This window comes from Flavobacterium sp. LS1R10 (assembly GCF_003968825.1).
Lineage (GTDB): Bacteria > Bacteroidota > Bacteroidia > Flavobacteriales > Flavobacteriaceae > Flavobacterium.
Genome location: NZ_RYDH01000005.1, coordinates 188,433 through 213,048, shown reverse-complemented (window position 1 = coordinate 213,048; position 24,616 = coordinate 188,433). Strand labels below are relative to the sequence as shown.

Sequence of the window (24,616 nt, the reverse complement as noted above, 5' to 3'; positions counted from 1 at the left end):
TAAATACTAAATAACGCTAGGAATCATAAACTCCTTCAAGAATACTTAAAACCATATTTATATAACCATTATGAAACTAACCATCATGCTCATATTCGCATTTATCCTACTGAGTTGCGGCGGTAATTCTATCTATAAATCACAAAGTAAAAGTAAGGATTGGGCGATGCTCGACTTTGTAAAAGTAGATAGCCTAAACCCTATTTTAGAACCACAGTTACATCCTGTTTTTCAATCTCCAATAAGCAACAAAAAAGTCCACTGGGAAGAACGAAATGTTCTTAATCCATCCGCTATTGTCAAAGACGGAAAAGTATACCTCATCTACAGAGCGCAAGACAAAGACATGACATCAAGATTAGGCCTAGCTATCAGCGATGATGGACTGCACTTTAAAAAACAACCCACACCAATATTCTATCCGGACAACGACACGATGAAACAATACGAATGGAAAGGAGGTGTTGAAGATCCTAGAATTATAGAAAGCGAGAATGGGACTTACATTATGACTTACACATCCTATGATGGTAAAACTGCGCGTCTTTGTTTAGCCAGTTCAAAAGATTTAAAAACATGGACAAAACACGGTTTAGTATTAAGGGAAGAAAAATACAAAGACTTGTGGTCAAAATCCGGAGCTATAGTTTGCAAATTATACAAAGATAAAATCATAGCTACAAAAATTAAAGGCAAATACTGGATGTATTTTGGGGATACTGATTTGTATATAGCAACCTCTGAAGATCTCATCCATTGGGAAGTAGCCGAAAATAATGAAAACAAAAAAATGATTACTGTTTTACATCCCAGAATGGGATATTTTGATAGTCGTTTAGTAGAACCCGGTCCTTTTGCATTACTTCAAAAGCAAGGTATCGTGCTGATTTACAACGGAAGTAATGCCGAAAATTATAATGATTCAAGTTTACCTAAATTCACTTATGCAGCAAGCCAGGCGCTATTTGACAAAGAAAAGCCCTATAAATTAATAGACCGAATGGATAGTTATTTCCTTCATCCGGACAAGCCTTATGAAAAAACAGGCGAAGTAAATGAGGTTTGTTTTGTAGAAGGATTAGTTTACTTTAAAAAACAATGGTTCTTGTATTATGGAACGGCTGATTCAAAAATTGCCGTTGCTGTCAAAAACAGATAATACCCATCTTGTTGACATTAATTAATCAACTACTAAACTTCCTAAATAAGCCAAAAATCTGAATATTATATCCCTTTTATTTTGGGGATTAATTCTTTTTTTTTAACTTTTTCAAATTCATTGAAAGTAGAAATAAAGAACGCTATAAAAAACTGGTTAGATTTAGTGGGAAAACTTAAAGTTGGCACGGCTGCAATTCTTAGTATAAGCCACCAATGCCAATTAATAATAATTGATATTGGTGGCAATTAGTGAAGTTTATTTCAAAGCTGGAAAATCTGTAGTAAAACCTAAATTCCTATTCAGATTATTTTTGGTTTAAAATCGCTCCAATCATCAACGCACATTTCTCGCCATCAATAGCGGCAGAAATAATTCCGCCTGCATAACCTGCGCCTTCTCCACAAGGATACAGCCCTTTTATTTGAACATGTTCATAGGTCAAGGGATCTCTGGGAATACGCACCGGGGATGACGTTCTGGATTCTGGCGCATGAAGCACGGCTTCATTAGTCAAATAACCTCGCATTGATTTTCCAAATTCAGTAAATCCTTCCCGTAATATTTGCGTTAAAAAATCGGGGAAAACCTGTCCCATTTCTACCGAAGTAGTTCCGGGAACATACGATGTTTTTGGGATATCCGATGAAACTCGGTTTTGTGTAAAATCAATCATGCGTTGTGCTGGCACTTTTTGGCTTTCGCCAGCTAAATGCCAAGCGCGTTGCTCGATACTTTTTTGGAATTCCATTCCGGCCAAAGCACCAAATTTAGCAAAAGGTTTAAAATCCTCCAGTTGCAATTCGATTACAATTCCCGAATTAGCAGTAGCCTGATCCCTTTTGGATGGGGACCAACCATTAGTAACCACTTCGCCGGGACTCGTGGCGCAAGGAGCAATCACGCCGCCAGGACACATACAAAAGGAATACATTCCCCGGCCTCCTACTTGTTTCACAATAGAATACGGAGCGGGAGGTAAAAACTCCCCACGGTAATCACAACTGTACTGAATGCTGTCAATCAAAGATTGCGGATGTTCTGCCCGCACGCCCAAGGCAAAAGGTTTGGCCTCGATAAAAATCTTTTTTCGGTCTAACAATTCGAAAATATCACGAGCTGAATGTCCCGTAGCCAAAATGAGTTTATTGGCAAGAATGGTGTCGCCGTTTTGAGTAACAACACCCTGAACTTCATTATTTTTTAATAAAATATCGGTCAATCGGGTTTCAAATAAAACCTGTCCACCACATTCGATGATTTTCTCTCGAATGTCCTGAATAATCTGAGGTAATTTATTTGTTCCAATATGCGGATGCGCCTCAATCAGAATATCTTCAGAGGCTCCAAAAGCGACAAACAATTCCAAGACACGCGTTACATCACCTCTTTTTTTAGAACGCGTATACAACTTCCCGTCCGAATAGGTTCCGGCACCGCCTTCGCCAAAACAATAATTGGAATCTTCATTGACGATATGATCGAGATTGATGGCTTTCAAGTCTCTTCGTCTGCCCCTAACGTCTTTTCCACGCTCGATAACTATAGGCCTTAACCCTAACTCGATCAATTGCAAAGCAGCAAAAAGTCCGGCGGGTCCGGCACCAACAACAAGTACTTCTTGAGCTGAGGAAACATTTTTATACTCCGGAAGTTGTATTTTTTGCTCTTGAAAAAGCTCTCCTTTTAAATAAATCACAACTTTAAGATTGATTTTAATGGCTTTTTGACGGGCATCGATCGACCTCTTTAAAATAGAAATATGTTGAATTTCAGTTACAGAAACGGTAATTTGTTTTGACAAATGATTTTTTAGCAGCACATCATTTGCTGCAATTTCCGGGGATACTTGTAATAAGAGTTCTTGAGGCATTTTTTTAGATTATTCGATTTTCAGATTATTTGACTTTTAAAATGTCAAAAATAATCCACGTACAAAAGTAGTATTTTGTACTGACTTCTTCTTGTAGAAAACAGAATCCGTTTTCAATTTTTAAAATTGACTAGTTTTCGAATTAGAGGTTGTAACTTTGTATGCTAAAACAGTTACCCAGTTAAACCATTAACCGATTAATCTTAAGGAAAAATGTCCAGAAAAATAAAATTGATATGGGATTTCCGTGGGCCAGCTTCCGCAAAAACTGCCGAACACCATGAAATCCATTTAAAAGAATACATCGCTATTGAAAAATTGCCATTGAATATCACTGGGTTCGAAATCCAAAGCGAAATGCTTGCCATTGCTTTTATGGTGGTCACCGATGAAAACATGATTCAGGTACGAGATGCTTTGAAACCGCATCGTGGAGAATTATTTACAGTCTAAAGTCATAAAGCCGAAGGTCTAAATGTACAAAAAAATCAAAACAACGGTTGTTATCAAAATTTAAGCCTAATCATAGAACCTTACATCACTTTAAATCAAGTTTGCACTATTTTTCCTGAAGGACATATTAATAAACCCGAATAATAATTGCATTCAAAAGTAACATTTGTCCCAAAAACATCTTTATAAATAGAGGTCAGAAAATAATCAGTCTTACCGTTGCTATTTTCTTTATAATCTTCTTTATAAATGTTTTCAACAACAAATTTTCCATCTATAAATTTAAAATAAGCAACATAACCTCTCCAATTGGCACTGGAAAGGTTAGTTATTAATTTTTCTGGAATTGGATGATCTTTAAAATACCCTTCTAAAGGATTTGATTGTATGGCTAAAGTATCTTTTTCGATAATTAAATAATCCGGAACCTGACCGGTTGCAAATGAGCTGACTGATACTAAAAAAGCAAAAAACACTTTTAAAAACTTCATAAAATTATTTTAATTCGCCACTTCGCTAATGAATTTTATTCGCATCAGACGCAATTCACAAAGATCATATTCACCGTCAAATTCCTTGAGCGCTGCTTCAATATTATCCGATTCGGATTCCATGAAATACTCGTGAATTTCTTCTTGTTGTTCATCGTCAAGCATGTCGTCAATCCAATATTTTATGTTCAGCTTGGTACCAGAATACACAATTTGTTCCATCTCTTTTATTAAAACATCCATCTTAATCCCTTTTGCGGAAGCAATATCATCGAGCGATAATTTTCTGTCAATATTCTGAATGATATAGAGTTTATTTACTGAATTGACTCCTGTCGATTTTACGACAAGATCTTCCGGACGCGTAATGTCATTTTCTACAACATAGCGGCTGATTAATTCCAGAAATTCCTTTCCATATTTTTTGGCTTTTCCTTCTCCAACCCCATGAATATTAATCAATTCTTCTTGAGAAACCGGATATTTCAAAGCCATATCTTCTAGTGATGGATCCTGAAAAACCACAAATGGTGGAACGCCAACTTTTTTAGCTACTTTTTTACGCAAATCCCGCAACATACCCATCAAAATTTCATCTGCAACTCCGGTAGATTTTGATGCGGTTACAATAGCCTCATCGACTGACTCATTGTATTGATGATCTTCCGACATCATAAAGGATTTTGGTTTTTTTATAAAATCCAGTCCTTTGCCGGTAATTTTGACAATGCCATAGGTTTCTATATCTTTTGATAAATAGCCAGCTACCAAAACCTGTCGCAGCAAGGCCATCCAATATTTTTCATCGTGTTTTGAACCGCATCCAAAAAAAGACTGCGCATCCGTTCTATGCGCCTTGATCACTGCATTGACACGACCAATCAAGGTAAAAACAACTTCTTTTGATTTGTATAAATGTTTGGTATCACGCACCACTTCCAGCAGTTGTACTACTTCCGCTTTAGCTTCTGTTTTTGTTTTTGGATTTCTAACGTTGTCATCCATATCTGCTCCTTCGCCCGTGACATCGTCAAATTCTTCTCCAAAGTAATGCAACAGAAACTTTCTTCTGGACATCGAAGTTTCGGCGTAAGCCACAACCTCCTGTAATAAAGCAAATCCAATTTCCTGTTCTGCAACGGGTTTCCCGGACATGAATTTTTCTAATTTCTCGACATCTTTATAGGAGTAATATGCCAAGCAATGGCCTTCACCACCATCTCGACCGGCACGTCCTGTTTCCTGATAGTAGCTTTCTAATGATTTAGGAATATCATGGTGAATTACAAAACGCACATCCGGCTTGTCTATTCCCATCCCAAAAGCGATGGTGGCCACTACGACATCGACATCCTCCATAAGGAACATGTCCTGATGTTTTGCACGGGTTTTAGCATCTAATCCCGCATGATATGGCACGGCACTTATCCCGTTGACTTGCAACACCTCGGCAATAGCCTCGACTTTTTTACGGCTCAGGCAATAAATAATACCCGATTTGCCTTTATGCTGTTTGATGAACCGAATAATATCCGATTCAATATTTTTTGTTTTAGTACGGACTTCATAATACAAATTGGGTCTATTGAAGGATGCCTTAAAAGTGGTAGCATCACACATATCCAAGTTTTTGAGAATGTCTTCCTGTACTTTAGGAGTAGCAGTAGCCGTTAGTCCTATAATAGACAAATCACCCAGTTGTTTTATGATGTGTTTCAGGTTCCGGTATTCTGGTCTAAAATCATGTCCCCACTCTGAGATACAATGAGCCTCATCTATGGCTACGAAAGAAATGGGTACGGTTTTTAGAAAATTGACATATTCTTCCTTTGTCAACGATTCCGGCGCAACGTACAAAAGCTTAGTCAATCCAGAGGTAATATCCTTTTTTACTTGCGCAATTTCAGTTTTGGTCAGGGAGGAATTTAAAACATGAGCAATCCCGTTTTCTGAGGATAAACTTCGAATGGCATCAACTTGATTTTTCATCAAAGCGATTAAAGGCGATACTACTATTGCAGTTCCTTCCTGAATTAAAGCGGGCAGCTGGTAACATAGTGATTTTCCCCCACCAGTTGGCATTATCACAAAAGTGTTCTGCTTATTCAACAGACTTTTTATGACTTGTTCTTGCAATCCCTTAAATTGGCTGAAGCCAAAATATTTCTTTAATTCTTTGTGTATTTCAATTTCGTTTGAATTCATTCTTTATTATGTGGTATTTTGTATAAATTTGCATCATCTAAAGGTACAAATTTCTTTTACACACACAAATTTTAATTATTCAGTTTTGATAACTACAGAAAATATATTGGCAAGTGCCAAAAAAACTATTTTATCGGAAAGCCAATCCATTGCAAAACTCGCTGATTTTCTGGATGAAAACTTTATTAGTGCCACACAAAGCATCTATAATACTGCCGGAAGACTAGTAGTAACAGGGATAGGAAAAAGCGCTATTATTGCCCAAAAAATGGTGGCTACTTTTAACTCTACCGGAACTCCGTCGTTGTTTCTTCATGCCTCCGAAGCCATTCATGGTGATTTAGGAATGATACAAAATGATGATGTGATTATTTGTATTTCGAAAAGTGGCAATAGTCCAGAGATAAAAGTACTGGTTCCGTTATTGAAACGTTTTGACAATACCTTGATTGCCATTACTGGAAACACGTCCTCTTTTCTTGCCAAAGGATCTGATTTTGTTTTGAATACCAACGTCACCTCCGAAGCTTGTCCAAACAATCTTGCCCCTACAAACAGCACTACCGCACAACTTGTCATGGGAGATGCACTTGCGGTTTGCCTGATGGAAATGCGCGATTTCAAACCGGAAGATTTTGCGGTCTACCATCCTGGGGGCACATTAGGAAAAAAATTATTGCTCAAAGTGAAAGATATGTTAGAGCACAGTCTAAAACCAATGGTTACTCCGGATGCTTCAATCAAAAAAGTTATTTTCGAAATTTCAGAAAAGCGCCTTGGTGTCACTGCAGTTGTAGATCAGCATAAGGTAATCGGAATCATTACGGACGGAGATATAAGAAGAATGCTCAATGAACGAGATAATTTCACTGATTTAACCGCAAAAGATATTATGACAAAAAACCCAAAAATGACTTCTTCGGAAGCTATGGTAGTTGAGGCATTCAACATAATGGAAGATTTTTCTATCACCCAATTAGTAGTGGTTGATCATGGCGAATACAAAGGAGTTTTACATATACACGACATTTTAAAAGAAGGAATACTATAATGGCAAAGAAAAACTTAAACGAAATGTCCTTTTTAGATCATCTTGAAGAATTAAGATGGTTATTAGTTCGAAGTACTGTGGCTATATTAATCCTGGCCACTGTTACATTTTTTATCAGTGACTATATTTTTGACGTTATCATCTTTGGACCAACCAATCCAAATTTTATTACCTACCGTGCTTTTTGTGATTTATCACATTATTTGGGTTTTGCTGATAGTATTTGCGTAACCGAAATGGCTTTTATCATTCAAAACACCAATATGGAAGGACAGATCAATGTATTGATCTGGACCTGTATCACCGCCGGTTTTATATTGGGATTTCCTTTTGTATTATGGGAAATCTGGAAATTTATAAGCCCAGCATTGTATGAAACCGAAAAAAAACACGCAAAGCTTTTTGTGATCACCTCCTCCTTGCTCTTTTTCATGGGTGTCCTTTTTGGTTATTTCGTAATTGTCCCCATGTCGATGAACTTTTTTGCTACATTTACCATAAGTGATGTAGTAAAAAATCAGTTTAGCGTTGATTCCTACATTGGGATGGTAAAAACCAGTGTTATCGCTTGCGGATTGTTTTTTGAATTACCAATAATTATCTATTTCCTGACTAAATTAGGCTTGGTAACCCCTGAATTTTTGAGGAAATACTGGAAATATGCCGTAGTCATCATCCTTATAGTAGCGGCAATTGTAACGCCTCCGGATGTGGTGAGTCAAATAATTGTAACCATCCCGATGTTGTTAATCTATGAAGCAAGTATCTTAATATCGAAAATAGTTGTAAAAAATCAAAAAAAAGTAAATGGCTGATATCATAAATGAATTCAACGAGTACCGTTCGAAAATGAACGAAAAATTATTGGCAGACAATAATAAAATTGTAAAGCGAATTTTTAATTTGGATACCAATGCGTATGCTCCAGGCGCTTTGGATGTAAAAACAAAAGAGCTTTTAGGCCTTGTTGCTTCAGCCGTTTTACGCTGCGATGATTGCGTAAAATACCATTTGGAGACGAGCTTCAAAGAAGGTGTCACCAAAGAAGAAATGATGGAGGCGATGGGAATTGCTACACTTGTTGGCGGAACTATTGTTGTGCCTCATTTGCGCAGAGCCTATGAGTTCTGGGAAGCACTGGAGGAAACCGCAACAAAATAATTTGTTAAGAAGTTCTATCGTTTAATTGTTTATTCGTTTATTTGACGATTAAACAATTAAACGATTGATGCGTTAAACGATTAAACCAAAAAAAATGAAATTACGAGCCGAAAATCTAATCAAAACCTACAAAGGACGCAGTGTTGTCAAAGGCATTTCGGTAGAGGTAAATCAAGGCGAAATCGTTGGACTCTTGGGGCCTAACGGTGCCGGAAAGACAACTTCATTTTACATGATTGTGGGATTAGTAAAACCCAATTCCGGAAATATATTCCTAGATGATTTGAACATCACAGATTACCCGATGTATAAAAGAGCACAGCAGGGAATTGGTTATTTAGCTCAAGAAGCTTCCGTTTTTAGAAAATTAAGCATCGAAGACAATATATTAAGTGTTTTGCAATTGACAAAATTATCCAAAGCGGAACAAGAAGCAAAAATGGAAAGTTTAATTGATGAGTTTAGTTTAGAACACATTAGAACCAATCGTGGGGATTTACTTTCCGGCGGTGAACGCCGCAGAACTGAAATAGCCCGTTGTCTGGCTACAGATCCAAAATTCATTTTATTAGATGAACCATTTGCCGGTGTCGATCCTGTTGCCGTTGAAGACATTCAGCGAATTGTAGCGCAATTAAAAAATAAAAATATCGGAATTCTTATTACAGATCACAACGTTCAGGAAACCTTAGCCATCACTGATAAAACCTACCTAATGTTTGAAGGTGGCATCCTTAAAGCCGGAATTCCAGAAGAATTAGTTGAGGATGAAATGGTACGTCGCGTGTATCTGGGGCAAAATTTCGAGCTTCGAAAAAGAAAGTTGGAGTTTTAAAAGAGTGCTTCGTTTTTAGTGTTCCTATTTGAGAATGGAAAATCAAAAAAAAAAAAATGGAAAATCAAGATAAACCAAGTCAAGAAGCATTAGAAAGATGGAGTAAAGACCCCGACAACTGGATCTGGGACCTGTTTTATTATAACAAAAAAGACAAACGCATTTTGCCCCCTAAAAAAATTGCTTGGATGGGAAACACCATAAACTTTGCTAGTCCAAAATCGGTACTTTTTATGATTGGAGCCTTATCATTTTTTGTATTTGTAGTCCTTTCGATAGTGAAAAATAAATAATTATTCCACAGTAATAAACCGCAACTGCTCCAAATCTCCATTGTAAATATTGACATCTACATTGCCATTTATTCCTGGAACAGAAGCTTTCTCCGTAAATTGCCAAAACAACCAGTCTTTGGCTATTTCCTCCCTGTAAAAATTATAATTGGCTATCCAAAAAAGATAATCGCCGAATTCCTCTTTCAAAAAATCATCGTAATAGCGCTCGCCGGTATAAATAATAGGCTTTACTCCGTAATGGGATTCTACAGCATTTAACCACCTTTTCAAGCCTAATTTAAGATTTTCAATCGACTGGTTTTTAGGTAATTTTTCAATATCCAAAACTGGCGGTAAATCTCCCTTTTGAAGGGTGACGGTTTTGATAAAAAGTTGGGCTTGTTCAATTGAATTTTCGTTAGGACGATAATAATGATAGGCGCCTCTAATCATTTTATTTTCTTTGGCACCCAGCCAGTTCCGCTCAAAATTTCGGTCTTTCCGGTCTTTCCCAACCGTAGCGCGAATAAACACAAAATGTAGTGGATATTTATTTTCTAAAGTATCCACATAAGTCCATCTGATTTTACCTTGGTATTCTGAAACATCTAAACCGATACTTTTTCCTTCGTGCTTTTCTAAAACCTGAAAATTTCGAACATCAGAAATGCGCTTGGCTTCAGTTTCTTCTTGTAGAATTTTATCCGATTTAAAACTAAAATAATACGCTAAACCATCTCTATAATGATATCCAACAGCAGCCATCAGTGCTACTAAAAGAGTACCAATAGAATAGCGTAAAAACTTTCCGGAGAAAACAGTTGCTTTCTTCTTATGTTTACGGACAAGGGTAGTTTTTCTTCGTACGGTTTGTTTTCTCATTCAAAAATTACTTTTTGACTACTTTATTATTCAAAACCGACAGTAAAACATAAAACAGTATCAGTAATGGAATTCCTAAATAGCGAAAGAAAACCAACAATAGAAAAGCACAGATCAAAAAGACAATTTGAAGGGTGTTTTCTTTGAAACTGAACTTCTTGATTTTCAGAGAAAATAACGGAATTTCCGCATTTAGCATAAAGGCGCTCAATACGGTTAGCACTAATAAAAACCATGGGTTGGTCAATAGTTCAACAATAAATATAGAATCGGTATATTTCAAAACCAACGGCAGACTCAGAATAAACAGTGCATTGGCAGGCGTTGGCAAACCAATAAAAGAATCTGTTTGACGGGTATCGATATTAAAATTAGCCAAACGATAACAAGAGCCCAACGCAATTACAAAACCCAAATAAGGGAAAAACTGCAAATAACCTGCTGGTGCTGTTGTTGCATGACTAATCATCATTTGATACATCACTAAACCCGGAACAACTCCGCTGGTCACCATATCTGCCAAAGAATCCAACTGCAAGCCAAGCGGACTTGACACCCTGAATAATCGGGCAAAAAAACCATCAAAAAAGTCCAAAAATATACCCAGACAAACAAAATAAAAGGCCATTTCAAAATCTTTATTAAAAGCAAATACCAGCGCAATGCACCCACAAAAAAGATTCAGTAACGTAATTAAATTCGGGATATGCTTTTTAATAGTCATCATAATAAAGTTTAAGTACACAAAGATGGCAAATTTAACATAATAAGTGAATGAAAAGTACGTTTTGTAATAGAGATTTAAACCGCTACAGCCAAGTAGCTTTTTAAGGACTCAAAACTCTGAAAGAGCCATTTCTAAATTATGTACAAATAATTCAAACTACAGCTGTAAAAAAGGTATTCTTCCTTTTGTAATTTACTATGATTCTAAAAAAATGAATAAAAACAAACTTTTCAAGTACTATCCGCGTGTTAGTTTAATTCTTTACGACCATTGTTACCCATAAATTTTTCAGCTCAAGGAACTAGAAGATCCAATAAATTCAGGACTAATCCACACTAAATTGATCCGCAATACTAAATTCAACAGCAAAATGAAATATCCTCAGTAAAAAATTATATTTTTGATAAAAATTAAACAGACTTTTAGTTCGTAAAAATGATGCCCTTAAAAAAAAGCTTTTTAGTAGCAATCCTCTTGGCAAGCACCCTCACGTATGGCCAAGCGGTTAGAAAATACTCCAATGAATTCATGAATATCGGGGTTGATGCGGCTGCATTGGGCATGTCAAATACTGTCGTGGCTTCAACCAGAGATGTCAATTCAGGATATTGGAATCCCGCTGGCTTGATTCATCTGGAAGACCATCAGGTTTCAGTAATGCATGCTAATTATTTTGCAAATATTGCCCAATACGATTACTTGGCCTACGCCAGCCCAATTGATGATCACAGTGCTTGGGGCATTTCATTAATACGTTTTGGAGTTGATGATATATTAAACACCACTGAATTAATCGATAGTCAGGGTAATATTGACTACAACCGGATCAGTCTTTTCTCTACGGCTGATTATGGATTTACCTTTTCCTATGCCAGAAAACTACCCGTTCCCGGATTTCAATATGGTATAAGCGCTAAAGTGATTCGCCGAATCATCGGGAAATTTGCTAATTCTTGGGGATTTGGTTTTGATGCTGGAATCCAATTCGAAAAAAACAACTGGCAATTTGGGCTAATGCTCCGCGACATTACAACGACGTATAACGTGTGGAATATTGACGAAGACGAATATAAAAAAATTGCTGGTGCCATTCCTGAAGAAAACCAAGAATTACCGGAAAGCACTGAAATTACTGCCCCAAAAGCACAATTGGGACTTGCTAAAAGGTTCATCATTCGGTATGATTACAGCATTCAGGCTGCAGCCAATGTGAATATGCGCTTTGCCAGAACCAATGATTTAATTGCAACTAATTTTATAAGTATTGATCCCGCTTTAGGACTGGAATTTGGCTACACTGATTTGGTCTTCGTTCGTGCCGGAGTGGGTAATTTTCAGAATGTACAGCAATTAGATCAGACGGAAAGAGTAGGTTTCCAACCTAATATTGGCTTGGGATTTAAATACAAAGGCATTCAGATTGACTATGCATTGACCGATTTAGGCAATCAAAGTACCGCTTTATACTCAAATATTTTTTCAGTGAAAGTAGATTTGGGAATGTTCCGAAATTAATTTAACAGAACCTTTATAATCAAATAATGCTGTGGATTATGATTCCATTTTTTAAAAGTTCACGATACGTTAGAAAACATGAATTCTGATTTTAACCACCAAACTTTCTGCTTCATTTTTGTTTCTTTGAGTATCTTTGGAAAACAAATACAATCAATGCGGACGCAAATTTATTTTTTAAATACATAAGCGCCCTATTACCCTTTAAAAGCTAACGAATGCAAACCTCTTCTTTCAAAAAAATAATTTTCTTCCTGTTTTTATTTTTAACGGCACCGTGTAGTTTTGGACAAAACATCCAATTATCAAAAAACACGAAGGTCAGTGTACTAACCTGTGGAACAGGCAATGAATCGTATTCTCTTTTTGGCCACACGGCAATTCGCGTTCAGGATACAATAAATGCAATTGATGTGGTATATAATTATGGAGCTTTTGATTTTAACACCCCTAATTTCGTGATGAAATTTATAAAAGGAGACCTACAGTATTTTGCTGTAGCAAATTCCTATCCAGATTTCATCAATCAATATCAGTACGAAAGAAGATCTGTTTATGAGCAGGAGCTGAATATTCCTGAACATTTAAAACAAAAACTGTTTGACAACCTCAATACATCCTTAGCATCAGGAGAAAGTTATTACACCTATAAGTTTATCGATAAAAACTGCACCTCGATGGTTGTTGCCATTATCAACAAAACACTAGATACAACCGCTATTGTAAAAAATGCTGATACTGACCTCACCTACAGAACTATTTTGTATCCGTATTTTGACGGTCATTTTTATGAGAAACTAGGAACAAGTATCATTTTTGGAAAAAAAGTAGATCAATTAGGCACGCAATTATTTCTTCCCTTTGAATTGCAAAAAAGCCTAAAAAAAGTTTTTTTTCAAAACCGTCCGCTGGCACCGGAAAACAAAACCATAATCGAATTCAAAAATGAAGTTCCCTTTTCTTGGTGGAACAATCCGTATACCTATTTTTTACTGCTTGCTCTAATCATTTTTATAAACAAAAAGGGTATCAATTTGTTGTACCTTATTCTAATGGCAACAATAGGACTATTCTTTACGTTTATTGGGTTTTATTCAGATCATCTTGAGCTGGGTTACAACTACAATATTTTGTTGTTTAACCCAACCTTAATAGGGTTATTGTATTTTTATTGGAAAAAGAGCCAAAAAGGGATCTATAATTTGGTTTTATTTAATCTGCTCTCGGTTGTACTCTATTTCTTTTTGATAATCAACAAAGCACATTTAATAATAGTTTTACCCTTAATGGTAACCAGCGGAATTATCTTAGTGCGACTGGCCATTAAAAATAAAAAAAGAATTCCTACACTATTGTAACATCTTAATTTACTATACCTGAATTATTCTAAACAAATATTAAAATTTTTTAACTACCAATTTAATGGTTTTTTAAAATTTTAAAAAAACATGTAATTCGTCACTGAAATAAATGTAAAAACAAAAGTACCTTAAAAGAATAGTTTAAGCTCAATGCGCCTTTGACGCCACTATTTTGGATCTATTAGCAAAAACAGAGTCGTTGTAAATTGGTCTGTTCATTTGATACAATATTCATTAAAATATATTTATCAATACTTCTTTTTGAAAAAAAAAGAATCCTTTATTGTCATTTGTACCAGATGCCTGATCGTTTGTATTTCTTTGAAGCTCCCAAAGAAATGCTTTTGTGTGGGATAATTGTACGGGTTTTAATAATAGCACCTAATGTACACTGGTTTTTCTTGATATTACAGAAATCGCAACTAAATCATCCTATAAAAAGAGATAAAAATCAAACGTCAAGAAAACCAAAAGACATAAAAAAACCGGCATAAAGCCGGTTTCTATAGGGAATATTAATTTAATTAATATCCTGCATTTTGTTGAATAGTAGGGTTTGCATTCAACTCAACCTGAGGAATTGGCAATGCAAATTTAGGACTAGTCAATGGTAAATTAGATGGATTTCCAGCCGGATAGTTCGCTGAACTTGAACTATAGTCCGCAGGATCTCTATTGACACCTGCACCTGCTAAAACACCTATTCTTTTTAAATCTATGAAACGGTATCCTTCAAAAGCGAATTCTAGTCTTCTTTGATCTAAAATAGCTTTCCAAGCTGCCGTAGCATTAGCATATACTGGTAAAGTTTGTGCAGTAGAATAACGTTTATCTAAAATAGATTTTATTGCTGAAGCAGCACCTGCTAAATCACCCGCAGCCACTCTCGCTTCGGCCTTGATAAAATACATCTCAGATAATCTAACGATTTTAAAATCACTATTTAAATTACCTACTGTAGAAGTACCTGGATGTTTAGCTAAAACTAATACATCCGTGTTTCTATAATCAGTAGAAGTTGCATAATTAGCATCTGGAACTGATGTTGGGTGCACTATAGTTGATCTTCTTATGTCGGTTGTACTTAAAGCATTGTACAACGATCTACCTATTTCATAGAATGGAGAACCATCCTTCGTAGGATTTACAGAGGCATAACCATTACCAAGGTTAGCTGCTTGAGAAGATTGTTGCAATGTTCTTTTCAGTCTAAAAATTACTTCTACATTGGCTGGTTCTGAATCCGTGTGAAAAACACTGTTGTAATTAGAGACATCCGCTAACACTAGACCTGATGTACTGATCACATCATTAGCCCAAATTTCAGCATTAGTATAATCGCCTTTTAGAACAAATGCTCTAGATTTTAACGCTTTTACTAAATTCTTACCTGCATATAATTTCGCAGTAGCTCCTGAGTACGGACTTGAAGTGGCGGCATTAAACAACACCAAAGCAGCATCTAGGTCACTATGAATAGACGCATAAAAAACACCATTTGTAGATCTTTGCATCCCCGGTTCAGCTGAAGTAACTACTCTGGTAATTAAAACTGCAGCCAACGCATCGTTGCTCTTAAGATCCGGAGAAAAATAAGAAAGCAACTTCATGTGAGATAGTGCTCTTACCGTTAAAGCTTCTGCTTTAAGCCTGTTCAAATTTGCTTTTTCAGCTGCATCAGTTGTAGTTGCCAATAATTGATCCGCAAATACAATTACACGATTAGCTCTTGAAAGAGTGAAATAAGAAGCGGTCCAGATATTAGAAGGTGATGCAGAACTTACGTTCAAAAAGAAAACATAATCATCATTAATTCCCTGACCTCCGTTAGCAAATCCAATACCAACTTCATCAGTAAAAACAGAACTAAAAATAATATCCTCTCTGTTGGTTAATAAACCATAAGTGGAGTTCATCAACCTTTGTAAATCCGTAGAACTAGTGAACGCAACTTCTTCTGTTAGCGATCCCGGAGTAAAAGGGTCTAATAAATCATTATTGCACGATACAAAAAGAGTACCCGCTAATATTGATAAAATAAATATTTTTTTCATTTTCATAAGATTTTATAAATTAAAATTTCAAATCTACCCCAAAAGTAAATTGTCTGGCAGTTGGGTATTGGTATACATCACTAGCTCTTGAACTTTCAGGATCAAAACCTTGCCATTGTGTGATGTTAAATAAGTTTTCACCTTGCAAAGTGAAAGAGAGATCAGTCAAGAATGTTTTAGCTAAAAATATTTTTGGCACTCTGTATCCGATTTGAGCATTTCTAAGCCTAACATAAGAAGCATCTTTGATAAATCGATCTGAAAGATTTTGAGCTGAAATATTTCCAGCTCTTAAAGAAGGAACATCAGTAGCTGTATTCGTCGTTGTCCAAGCGTTCAACAAATCATCCGTTACATTAAATGTACCAATATTACCTGGACTGTACAAGTTAGATAAATCGAAATCATAACGCACAACATCTTGAGCAAAAGTAAAAGTTGATGACACGAAGAACCCTTTATAGTCAAAATCAAACCCAAAACCACCTTGATACTTTGGAACATTGTTTTTACCTAATGGCTTTCTGTCAGCTGCTACTGGAGTTTCTGTTGGGTTACCATTTATGTCTTGAAATAATAAATTACCATTTACTGGATTAACTCCTAAATAATGATACACAAAAGGTTCTCTGATGCTACCTCCGTTCTGAGTAATCAAATTCCCCGTAATAATTCTTCCATTATTTGCTATAATTCCACCAACGCTATTGTCATTACTAGATCCGTTAGCACGAACTGTTAATCGTAAGTCATTGGTTCTAACAACATCATATCCAATACTTAATTCAAATCCTTTGTTAACAATAAAAGCATCTGAATTTTTCGTAAGCGATGTTGCTCCTGTTGAAGGCACTAATGGTTCACTTATAAATAAGTCAATTGTTTTTTTATTATAATAATCAAAAGACCCTCTAATTCTGCCTCTTAATAGTTCAAAATCAACACCTACGTTATACTGTTCAGTAGTTTCCCATTTCAACGCAGGAAAACCAAGGTTAAGATTATATCCAGTACCATTATTGTAAGCGTTATTTGAACCTGGATAAATATCTGCAAATGCGGGAGGATTTATTCCTGCGAAAATAGTACCATCTACAATTCTCTGATTTCCAGAAGTTCCTATTGATCCTCTAAGTTTCAAAACATTAATAAAATCTAATGATTGCATGAACTCTTCTTCATCTATATTCCATCTACCACCTAAAGACCAGAAATTATTAAATTGATTTTCTTCAATAAATCGACTGCTTCCATCAATTCTATAGGAAGCAACAAGTCCATATTTACTATTGAAATCATAATCAAATGTTGTGAAATAAGAAATCAAATCATTTCTCAATTGAGAGGCTGAAATAGTAGGCACGTAGAAATCATTTGCTGAAGTATCCGAAATATAACCCGCTCCTGTATTAGGTACAAAAAGTTTTGGATCCAAGCCTCTTTGTCTAATATTATTCGACGTTAATCTTGAATGATTGTACTCAGACGCTGCAGAAACATTAAACGTATGTTTCCCAAACGTTTTATTATAATCCAACATAAACAAATTATTGAATAAAAACTCTCTTCGTTCATTGATATCCTCAAAACCACCAAAAACTTGACTAGGAGCTAAAAACAACAACGCATTAAATGATCCTGGAAATTCCGCTTGATGAAATCTATTTTGCAACAATTGTCCTGAAGTTCGTACTCTACCCGTTAGTCCATCAACAAACTCATAAGAAAGCTCCGTTGCCAGATCAATTCTGGTTTCCTGAGTACTATTTTGATACGTTTTCAATTTATCAACCAACATCAGTGGCGTATACAACAATGTACCATTAGCCTGATACAAACTGAATAATTGTGCAGAATTTTGATATTCATTAGGAGAAACATAAGGCGCACCTAAATAAGCCCCAGTTACATAATTTCTATTAATAGCACCTTCTCCTAAGTTCGTTGCTTCATTATTTCTTGAATGTCCAAAAGCTGAATTTACAGAGAATTTAAATTTCCCATCATCTGACTTTCCATTCAAATTATTTCTTACTGTAAACCTTTTAAGACCTGTAGATTCTAAAACCCCCTCTTGATCAAAGAAACTGGCCGAAGTAAACGAATTTATGTTTTTACCATTATTCTCAATACTAAAATTGTGGTTTGTAGAAGTCCCTTGGTTAAAAAAATAATCTACCCAATTTGTATTAATATTATACGCATTAATCTGAGCATCTGTTAACGTAGATCCACGACCCGCTCCGAAATTCTTCTCAATTTTCAACAATTGTTTTGAATTGGCATAAGAATATCTTGGAGTTTGTAAATCATTAATACCAAATTGTGAAGAATATCTAAAAGTAGTTTTTGGTTCACTGTAACTTCCTTTTCTTGTTGTAATAACAATTACACCATTAGACCCTCTAGAACCGTATTGAGAAATTGCAGCAGCATCTTTCAAAACGTCTAAGCTTGCAATATCATTTGGGTTAATCGATCTAAAGTTATCACTATTTGAAGGAAACCCGTCAATTACATACAAAGGATCTGTATTCCCATTGATTGTTCCTGCTCCTCTAATAATAACTGAAGATTTAGCTCCTGGCTGACCTGTACTTGCGGTAATATTAACACCTGCCAATTGTCCTTGAATTGTATTCAAAACATTTGCATTTGGTCGGTTTTCAATTGTTTCGCTGTTTACTGTGGCAGCTGCAGTTACGGCTGTTTTCTTTGTTACCGTTCTGTATCCTTGAACAACAACAGCCTCTAAAGTATTTCCGCCATCAATCATACTAACGTTGATTGAATTAGCAGTTCCTACCGTTCTTGAGACATTTTCCATGCCTATAAAACTAAACACTAATACCTCTCCAGCACTTACTCTGATAGAATATTTCCCGTCTAGATCCGTTTGTATTCCTCTTGTAGTTCCTTTGACTACGACATTCGCCCCAGGTAAGGATCCCGTGGCATCAGACACTACACCTGTAACAGTTTTCTCTTGTGCGAACACAAATTGCATTGACAAAGCCAACAGCAACGAAAAAATCCATTTGAATTTTGATCTCATATTAAATTTGTTTTTTGAATTAGTTATTTTACAAATTTCTTAATAATTTCTTAAAGAAACAAGCTTTTATAAAATTTAACATATTATATTTTTGACACCATTCCTTTTCAAAAAATAAACATACCAATGAAATTTAGTTATTATAACACTACAAACTGCGGATAATCACTTCAAAAATCTTATTTTTGTCAAAATTAATTTAATGTTAAGTCCTTTTTTTTAACGCCATATTTAGAAACTGGAGCGGATTTAATTATCAACAATTATTAGGTCCAAAAACTGAAACTATTCTTTAAACATGAGACTATTTGAATCTTGTATGCCTGAAACAGTTCAAAAGACAACAAATCAAGGGTTTTTCATCAAGACACTCGACATAGTAAACTTGACAACCCATTAGAAAAACCAAACAGAAAAGTTGATTTAAAAACTTATTGAAAAGACAAATTGGTCAAACTTTAATATCAGTAACAGATTTTTCATTTTGAGTGAACAAACCAAAACGAGCTTCATCTTGAAAACATAAGTTAACTTAGTTAAAATCACCTACCGTATTTAGTACTATTTCTATATTATATTTTCGTTTGGTATAACTCAATGAATTTTCTTATCAAATAAGCCATGAATTTTTACCTTTATAACGCTGAAATACTAAAAATCATTAAATAAAAAAACCTTCCACAATCAAAATGACTGGGGAAGGCTCTCTCTTGTTAAAATATGAATCTACATTACCAGCCTGGATTTTGCTGAGCAGCTAAAATTTTATTAGTTGTTGTTACTAATAATGGTATTGGCCATAAGAATCTAAAATCACTTCCTGGGATAGCAGCATTTGTTCTTGGACCTGTGTACGATGTTCCCAAAGTAAATGAACCAGCAGGAGGATTACCATTAGCTAATTTAGAAGGAATTCCATCAATTGGAAACAAATCATCCCCTTGTAATCTGTGAATATCTGACCATCTTCTTCCTTCACAAATAAATTCTATTCTGCGTTCTTTTAATATTGCACCAACTAAATCTTTTGCTGTTGCAAAACTTGCTGTAGTATAAGTTTGAGTAGATGGAACAGCTAATGATCTATTTCTTACTCTATTCAACTGTGTCAAAGCTGATGTTAAATCCGGCGAAGTTTTTCTAGCATTAGCTTCTGCCATATTCAAAAGTACTTCTGCGAAACGAATTACTGGAGCGGGATCAGTTGAATTTGTAATATCAGTATATTTGTTTGTTAAAACATTACCCGCATTGATCGTTGTCATCACACCATTCTCTCTTCTTTTATCATCATTTAACCACATCGCGTCTCTCCAAATGATTGGACTAATACAAATTAAAGCTCTATTTTTATACATTGACGCAAGTGAACCGTTGACACCAGGGTTTTGACCAGCTGTGGCACCATGTTGAATTGAAAAAATAGTTTCAACATTCGTACCTAACGTAAAAGCACCGGCTGGAGTTGGAGCTAAAGAAAGAGCAGATAATTTCGACCCTTCAACTACAACATTATCCCAATCTCTTTTTTGCAGATACACTCTAGTTTTAAAAGCGATAGCAGCTTCTTTTGTTGCTCTAAATTTATTAGTACCAATGAGGTTGCTCTCAGCAAAATTCAAATCAGCTAAAACTTTAGCATAGCACTCCGCTACTGAATTTCTTCCTTGCGCTTTTTCGCTCTCTACTTCCGCGTCAGTATCAACACCTACCTCTCTGTATGGTAGACCAGGGTGACTAGCACCGACAGTAAAATTGTAAGGCCTTGCGAAATAATTCAACATTTCAAAATGTGTTATTGCTCTTAAAAATCTTGCCTCCGCTATGTAACTATTTCCAAGCTGAGCTGTAATAACATTTTTACTTACAGCATCAGTTACACCTTCAATAATTAGATTACATCTGTTAATTAATCGGTAACCATCAACAAAATAATAGGTGTTGTTTGCCGTACCAGCATCGTATGTACCTGTATATGTTAACTGATAAAATCCGGCTAAATTAATTACATCTTCTCCTCTATTATCTCCTTGCTGAACAAAAGCTGCACCCCAGATATAACCTCGACCACTATTCGGATTGTTTGCTGTATTATTAAAAATACCAACCGAAGCCGCGTTATACATACCGTTCATTGAAGCCGTTATCAAAGTAGGTGTTGTGAATGCAACATCAGACGCTACCGCATTTATAGGAGTTAGTTCCAATATTTTCTCATCTGAACAAGAAAACAATCCCATTACTAGCATTACACTAGTTACTATTTTTATGTATTTTTTCATTTTTTTATAAATTTACGTTAATACCAATTGAAAAAATTCTTGCTCTTGGTGTACCGTTTAAATCAACTCCAGAAGTTTCTAATTCTGGATCTAATCCTTTGTATTTCGTTATTAAAAATAAATTTTGTACCTGAGCTGACAATCTCACTCCTTCAACGCTTATTTTTTCGGTTAAAATTTTTGGAAACGAATACCCTAAACTTATGTTATCTAAACTAATAAAGTCTGCATCTTCTACAAAACGAGTTGTTAGATTACTTGCTTGGTTAATAAATGGATTTTGGTTAGCAACTAATCTAGGCGTAACTCCGTCACCAGGATTTGTTGGACTTTGCCATCTACCAAGGATTTCTGTGCTATTGTTGCTTAAACCTAAATTAAGTAAATCTCTTCTAGTACCATTAAAAACTTTGTTTCCACCACTGAAACGAATCAAGAAGCTAAAATCAAAATCCTTATAGCTCATTCTAGAATTAAATCCACCAAAATAAGTAGGAAGTGAATTTCCCTGAATCTTTTTATCGGCTTGTGTTAAAGACGATGCAACGGATACATTTGTGGGATCGGCTGGATTAAATACTTTGTAATTAGCTGTTGCGATATTTCCTTGAACCAAGCTACCATCAGCTTTATAATAGACCGGATTACCGTTTGCAGCGTTTACACCCCAATATGTAAATCCATAAAGCGAGTTTAATGATTCACCTTCCCGAATAATGATATTTGGCTGAATATTTATATCTCCTGAGCTTCCACCAATGATATCTGCACCATTATTTGGCAAATTGTAAACTTTATTTTTCTGTAAGGTTAAATTTGCATTGACATTCCACTTGAAATCTTTAGTGTTTATAACACTATAATCTACTCCAAATTCATACCCTTTGTTTAATACATTTGCAGCATTTCTATCTATTGCATTTCCTGGAACGCCTAATGAAGGATCTATCGGAAACTGAAGTACTACATCTTCAGAGGTATTCTTGAAATAATCAAAGTTTAAAGTCAAACGATTATTAAATAAAGACAAATCTACTCCATAATCAATTTTAGTACTTGTTTCCCATTTTAAATTTCTGTTTGCAAAAGTTGTAAATGCGATACCATTGTTTGGTCCATAAAATGAAGGAGAATATGTACTCAAATAAGGATAATTACTTCTTCCCACATTTGTGTTACCCGTTAAAGAGTAAGACCCTCTGATTTTGAATTGAGAAATGACACTTTTAAAATTTTCCATAAAACTTTCATTCGCAATATTCCAACCTCCAGAAACACCAGGAAAACTTTGGTAGCGAATGTCTGAATTAAATTTCGATAGTCCATCACGTCTTATAGTACCTTGAACAAAATATTTTTCTTTATAATTATAACTTGCTCTTCCAATATAAGAAATAATACCTTCTTCGCTGACACCACCCCCTGATTCTTGAGTACCAAAAGCCCCTGTTACCACATTTTCATTAAAAAATGGATCAGTTATATTGGTACCAGTACCAAAAAAACCTTCATTTCTCTCTTTTTGAGCTTCATAAACTGCTGTCAAAGATAAATTGTGATCATCACTAAATGTTTTATTGTAGGACAAAACATTTTGAACATTCCAACGAGTTAAAGTATTATTATTATTACTTAATCGTCCATTAGTTCCACGTCCATCACCATGTAATGGATTCCAATATAAAAATCCGTTTGTTGAAGCGTTATCAACTCCAATTTGGAAACGATAATTTAAACCTTTAAGGATATCAGCGGATAAAAAAGCACTGGATATAATCCTAGTTACCTTAGATTCAAACTTGTTGTTTGCTAATACAAAGCTAATATTGGATAAATTATCCGTGGCTTGTGTAAGATTTGTACCTTGACCAATATTTCCGGATGCATTAAGGTTAAAACCTGTTGGGTTTGTTGCATCAAAAGGAGAAGTATTAGGCAACTGTCTTATTGCACTAAAGATATTTCCTGAAATAGAGTTCCTTCCTGTATTCAATCCGTAAGTATTAGTTTTGGTAACCCCAATGTTAGCTCCGGCTGTTAACCATGACGTCACTTCATGTTCTAGATTTGACCTAAGAGAATAACGATCTAAACTGTTTGACTTCGCAATACCATCTTGAGTAGAGTAACCTAAAGACATGAAATATCTAGTCTTGTCAGAACCTCCACTAAAAGATAGAGAATGATCTGTTTGAACAGCACCTTTATTCAAAACCTGACTTTGCCAATCAGTATCAAAATTACTTCCAGCTGCCCAAGCCGCTTGACCAGCATTTAATCTTTTTTCGTTATTAATAACTAGAAAATCAGCAGTTTTAAGTAAATCAAATCTTTTTGTTGCTGAAGCAAATCCAGTAACATTACTATAAGAAACTTTCATTGTTCCTTTTTTACCTCTTTTAGTAGTAATTAAAATCACACCGTTTGCAGCTCTAGAACCATAAATTGCAGTCGCAGCACCATCTTTCAAGACTTCGAAAGACTCTATATCGTTAGGATTAATATCGGCCAAACCATTGGTGTCAGCAGAACCTCCAATATCTCCAGAGTAAATTGGTAAACCATCCACTACATACAAAGGTTGAGTACCACTATTAATGGTAGCCACACCTCTAATTCTAACCCTCGGCGCTACACCCAAAATCCCGTTTTGTGTAGTAACTTGCACACCTGCAGCTCTTCCTGCTAATTGACTTTCAAAACTAGGTGTAATTAGACCTTTTATAGCTTCTCCACTAATGGAGGAAATCGAACTAGTAAGGTCTTTCTTTTTCTGAACACCATAACCTACAACAATAACCTCTTCTAGGGTATTATCTGCTTGTAACATTTTAATGTTAACTGTGGATGAAGCTCCAATATTTGCTGTCATATCTTTCATACCAACAAATGAAAATACTAAAACTTCCCCATTACTTCCTTTAATGGAATATTTACCATCAAAATCTGTTTGTGTGCTTCTATTTGTTCCTTTAATAATAACATTCACTCCAGGAATAGGTCCTGTAGCATCAGACACTACTCCTGTAACGGTCTTTTCTTGTGCGAACACAAATTGCATTGACAAAGCCAACAGCAACGTAAAAATCCATTTAAATTTTGATCTCATATTAATTTGTTTTGAATTAGTTATTTCACAAAAATCTTAATAATTCTTTAAATAAACAAGCTTTTATAAAATTTAACACTTTGTGTTTTTGACACCATTCCTCTTCAAAAAATAAACATACCAATGAA

At 35.3% G+C, this 24,616-nt stretch carries 18 protein-coding genes; 9 read left to right on the top strand and 9 right to left on the bottom strand.

All coding sequences use genetic code 11. From position 1 onward, the window contains the following. Positions 1-85 precede the first annotated feature (85 nt). Positions 86-1,159: a glycoside hydrolase family 130 protein gene (locus EKL96_RS10865; RefSeq protein WP_197037216.1), complete on the top strand. Its 1,074-nt coding sequence runs from the start codon at positions 86-88 to the stop codon at positions 1,157-1,159. 307 nt (positions 1,160-1,466) lie between these two features. Here EKL96_RS10865 and EKL96_RS10860 read toward each other — a convergent pair whose 3' ends face one another. Further along, complete coding sequence (locus EKL96_RS10860) at positions 1,467-3,032, bottom strand: NAD(P)/FAD-dependent oxidoreductase (protein WP_126462065.1); 1,566 nt, start codon at positions 3,030-3,032, stop codon at positions 1,467-1,469. A 213-nt stretch (positions 3,033-3,245) separates the two neighbouring features. On the opposite strand from EKL96_RS10860, the gene EKL96_RS10855 reads away from it, so the two are divergent. Then, a complete protein-coding gene (locus EKL96_RS10855) occupies positions 3,246-3,485 on the top strand; it encodes a hypothetical protein (RefSeq protein ID WP_126462062.1) in 240 nt (79 codons plus the stop codon). Between the two features lie 95 nt (positions 3,486-3,580). On the opposite strand, the gene EKL96_RS10850 is transcribed toward EKL96_RS10855, so the two are convergent. Together EKL96_RS10850 and EKL96_RS10845 are read right to left on the bottom strand one after the other, a co-directional pair. Next, positions 3,581-3,976: a hypothetical protein gene (locus tag EKL96_RS10850; RefSeq protein WP_126462059.1), complete on the bottom strand. Its 396-nt coding sequence runs from the start codon at positions 3,974-3,976 to the stop codon at positions 3,581-3,583. A gap of 9 nt (positions 3,977-3,985) precedes the next feature. Then, positions 3,986-6,181 carry a RecQ family ATP-dependent DNA helicase gene (locus EKL96_RS10845; RefSeq protein WP_126462057.1) on the bottom strand — a complete coding sequence of 732 codons (2,196 nt, stop codon included), beginning with the start codon at positions 6,179-6,181 and terminating at the stop codon, positions 3,986-3,988. A gap of 85 nt (positions 6,182-6,266) precedes the next feature. Here EKL96_RS10845 and EKL96_RS10840 point away from each other — a divergent pair, with 85 nt between their 5' ends. From EKL96_RS10840 to EKL96_RS10820, 5 genes are all read left to right on the top strand, one after another. Next, positions 6,267-7,232 (top strand): SIS domain-containing protein, encoded by a 966-nt coding sequence (locus EKL96_RS10840; protein WP_199739609.1) that lies wholly within the window; start codon positions 6,267-6,269, stop codon positions 7,230-7,232. Further along, the gene (gene tatC, locus EKL96_RS10835) at positions 7,232-8,047 is read left to right on the top strand and encodes a twin-arginine translocase subunit TatC (RefSeq protein ID WP_126453463.1); all 816 of its coding nucleotides are present in this window, start codon (positions 7,232-7,234) and stop codon (positions 8,045-8,047) included. Before EKL96_RS10840 ends, tatC begins: the two co-directional genes overlap by 1 nt. Continuing rightward, the gene (locus EKL96_RS10830; protein ID WP_126453460.1) at positions 8,040-8,393 is read left to right on the top strand and encodes a carboxymuconolactone decarboxylase family protein; all 354 of its coding nucleotides are present in this window, start codon (positions 8,040-8,042) and stop codon (positions 8,391-8,393) included. Before tatC ends, EKL96_RS10830 begins: the two co-directional genes overlap by 8 nt. A gap of 94 nt (positions 8,394-8,487) precedes the next feature. Then, on the top strand, positions 8,488-9,228 hold the full coding sequence (gene lptB / locus EKL96_RS10825; protein ID WP_126453458.1) for an LPS export ABC transporter ATP-binding protein: 741 nt from the start codon (positions 8,488-8,490) through the stop codon (positions 9,226-9,228). Between the two features lie 56 nt (positions 9,229-9,284). Then, on the top strand, positions 9,285-9,521 hold the full coding sequence (locus EKL96_RS10820) for a DUF5808 domain-containing protein (protein WP_126462054.1): 237 nt from the start codon (positions 9,285-9,287) through the stop codon (positions 9,519-9,521). Here EKL96_RS10820 and EKL96_RS10815 read toward each other — a convergent pair whose 3' ends face one another. Beyond that, positions 9,522-10,385 carry a glycoside hydrolase family 25 protein gene (locus tag EKL96_RS10815; RefSeq protein ID WP_126462051.1) on the bottom strand — a complete coding sequence of 288 codons (864 nt, stop codon included), beginning with the start codon at positions 10,383-10,385 and terminating at the stop codon, positions 9,522-9,524. Positions 10,386-10,392: 7 nt separating this feature from the next. Further along, entirely contained in the window at positions 10,393-11,109 is a 717-nt protein-coding gene (locus EKL96_RS10810; protein WP_126462173.1) for a CDP-alcohol phosphatidyltransferase family protein, read from the bottom strand. A gap of 531 nt (positions 11,110-11,640) precedes the next feature. Here EKL96_RS10810 and EKL96_RS10805 point away from each other — a divergent pair. Together EKL96_RS10805 and EKL96_RS10800 are read left to right on the top strand one after the other, a co-directional pair. Next, positions 11,641-12,627: a PorV/PorQ family protein gene (locus tag EKL96_RS10805; protein ID WP_126462170.1), complete on the top strand. Its 987-nt coding sequence runs from the start codon at positions 11,641-11,643 to the stop codon at positions 12,625-12,627. A gap of 218 nt (positions 12,628-12,845) precedes the next feature. Then, complete coding sequence (locus tag EKL96_RS10800; protein ID WP_126462048.1) at positions 12,846-13,985, top strand: DUF4105 domain-containing protein; 1,140 nt, start codon at positions 12,846-12,848, stop codon at positions 13,983-13,985. Between the two features lie 527 nt (positions 13,986-14,512). Here EKL96_RS10800 and EKL96_RS10795 read toward each other — a convergent pair. From EKL96_RS10795 to EKL96_RS10780, 4 genes are all read right to left on the bottom strand, one after another. Next, positions 14,513-16,042 (bottom strand): RagB/SusD family nutrient uptake outer membrane protein, encoded by a 1,530-nt coding sequence (locus EKL96_RS10795; RefSeq protein WP_158614847.1) that lies wholly within the window; start codon positions 16,040-16,042, stop codon positions 14,513-14,515. 19 nt (positions 16,043-16,061) lie between these two features. Then, complete coding sequence (locus tag EKL96_RS10790) at positions 16,062-19,097, bottom strand: SusC/RagA family TonB-linked outer membrane protein (protein ID WP_126462042.1); 3,036 nt, start codon at positions 19,095-19,097, stop codon at positions 16,062-16,064. A gap of 731 nt (positions 19,098-19,828) precedes the next feature. Next, positions 19,829-21,379: a RagB/SusD family nutrient uptake outer membrane protein gene (locus tag EKL96_RS10785; protein ID WP_126462039.1), complete on the bottom strand. Its 1,551-nt coding sequence runs from the start codon at positions 21,377-21,379 to the stop codon at positions 19,829-19,831. Between the two features lie 4 nt (positions 21,380-21,383). Continuing rightward, entirely contained in the window at positions 21,384-24,488 is a 3,105-nt protein-coding gene (locus EKL96_RS10780; protein WP_126462036.1) for a SusC/RagA family TonB-linked outer membrane protein, read from the bottom strand. Between the last annotated feature and the right edge of the window lie 128 nt (positions 24,489-24,616).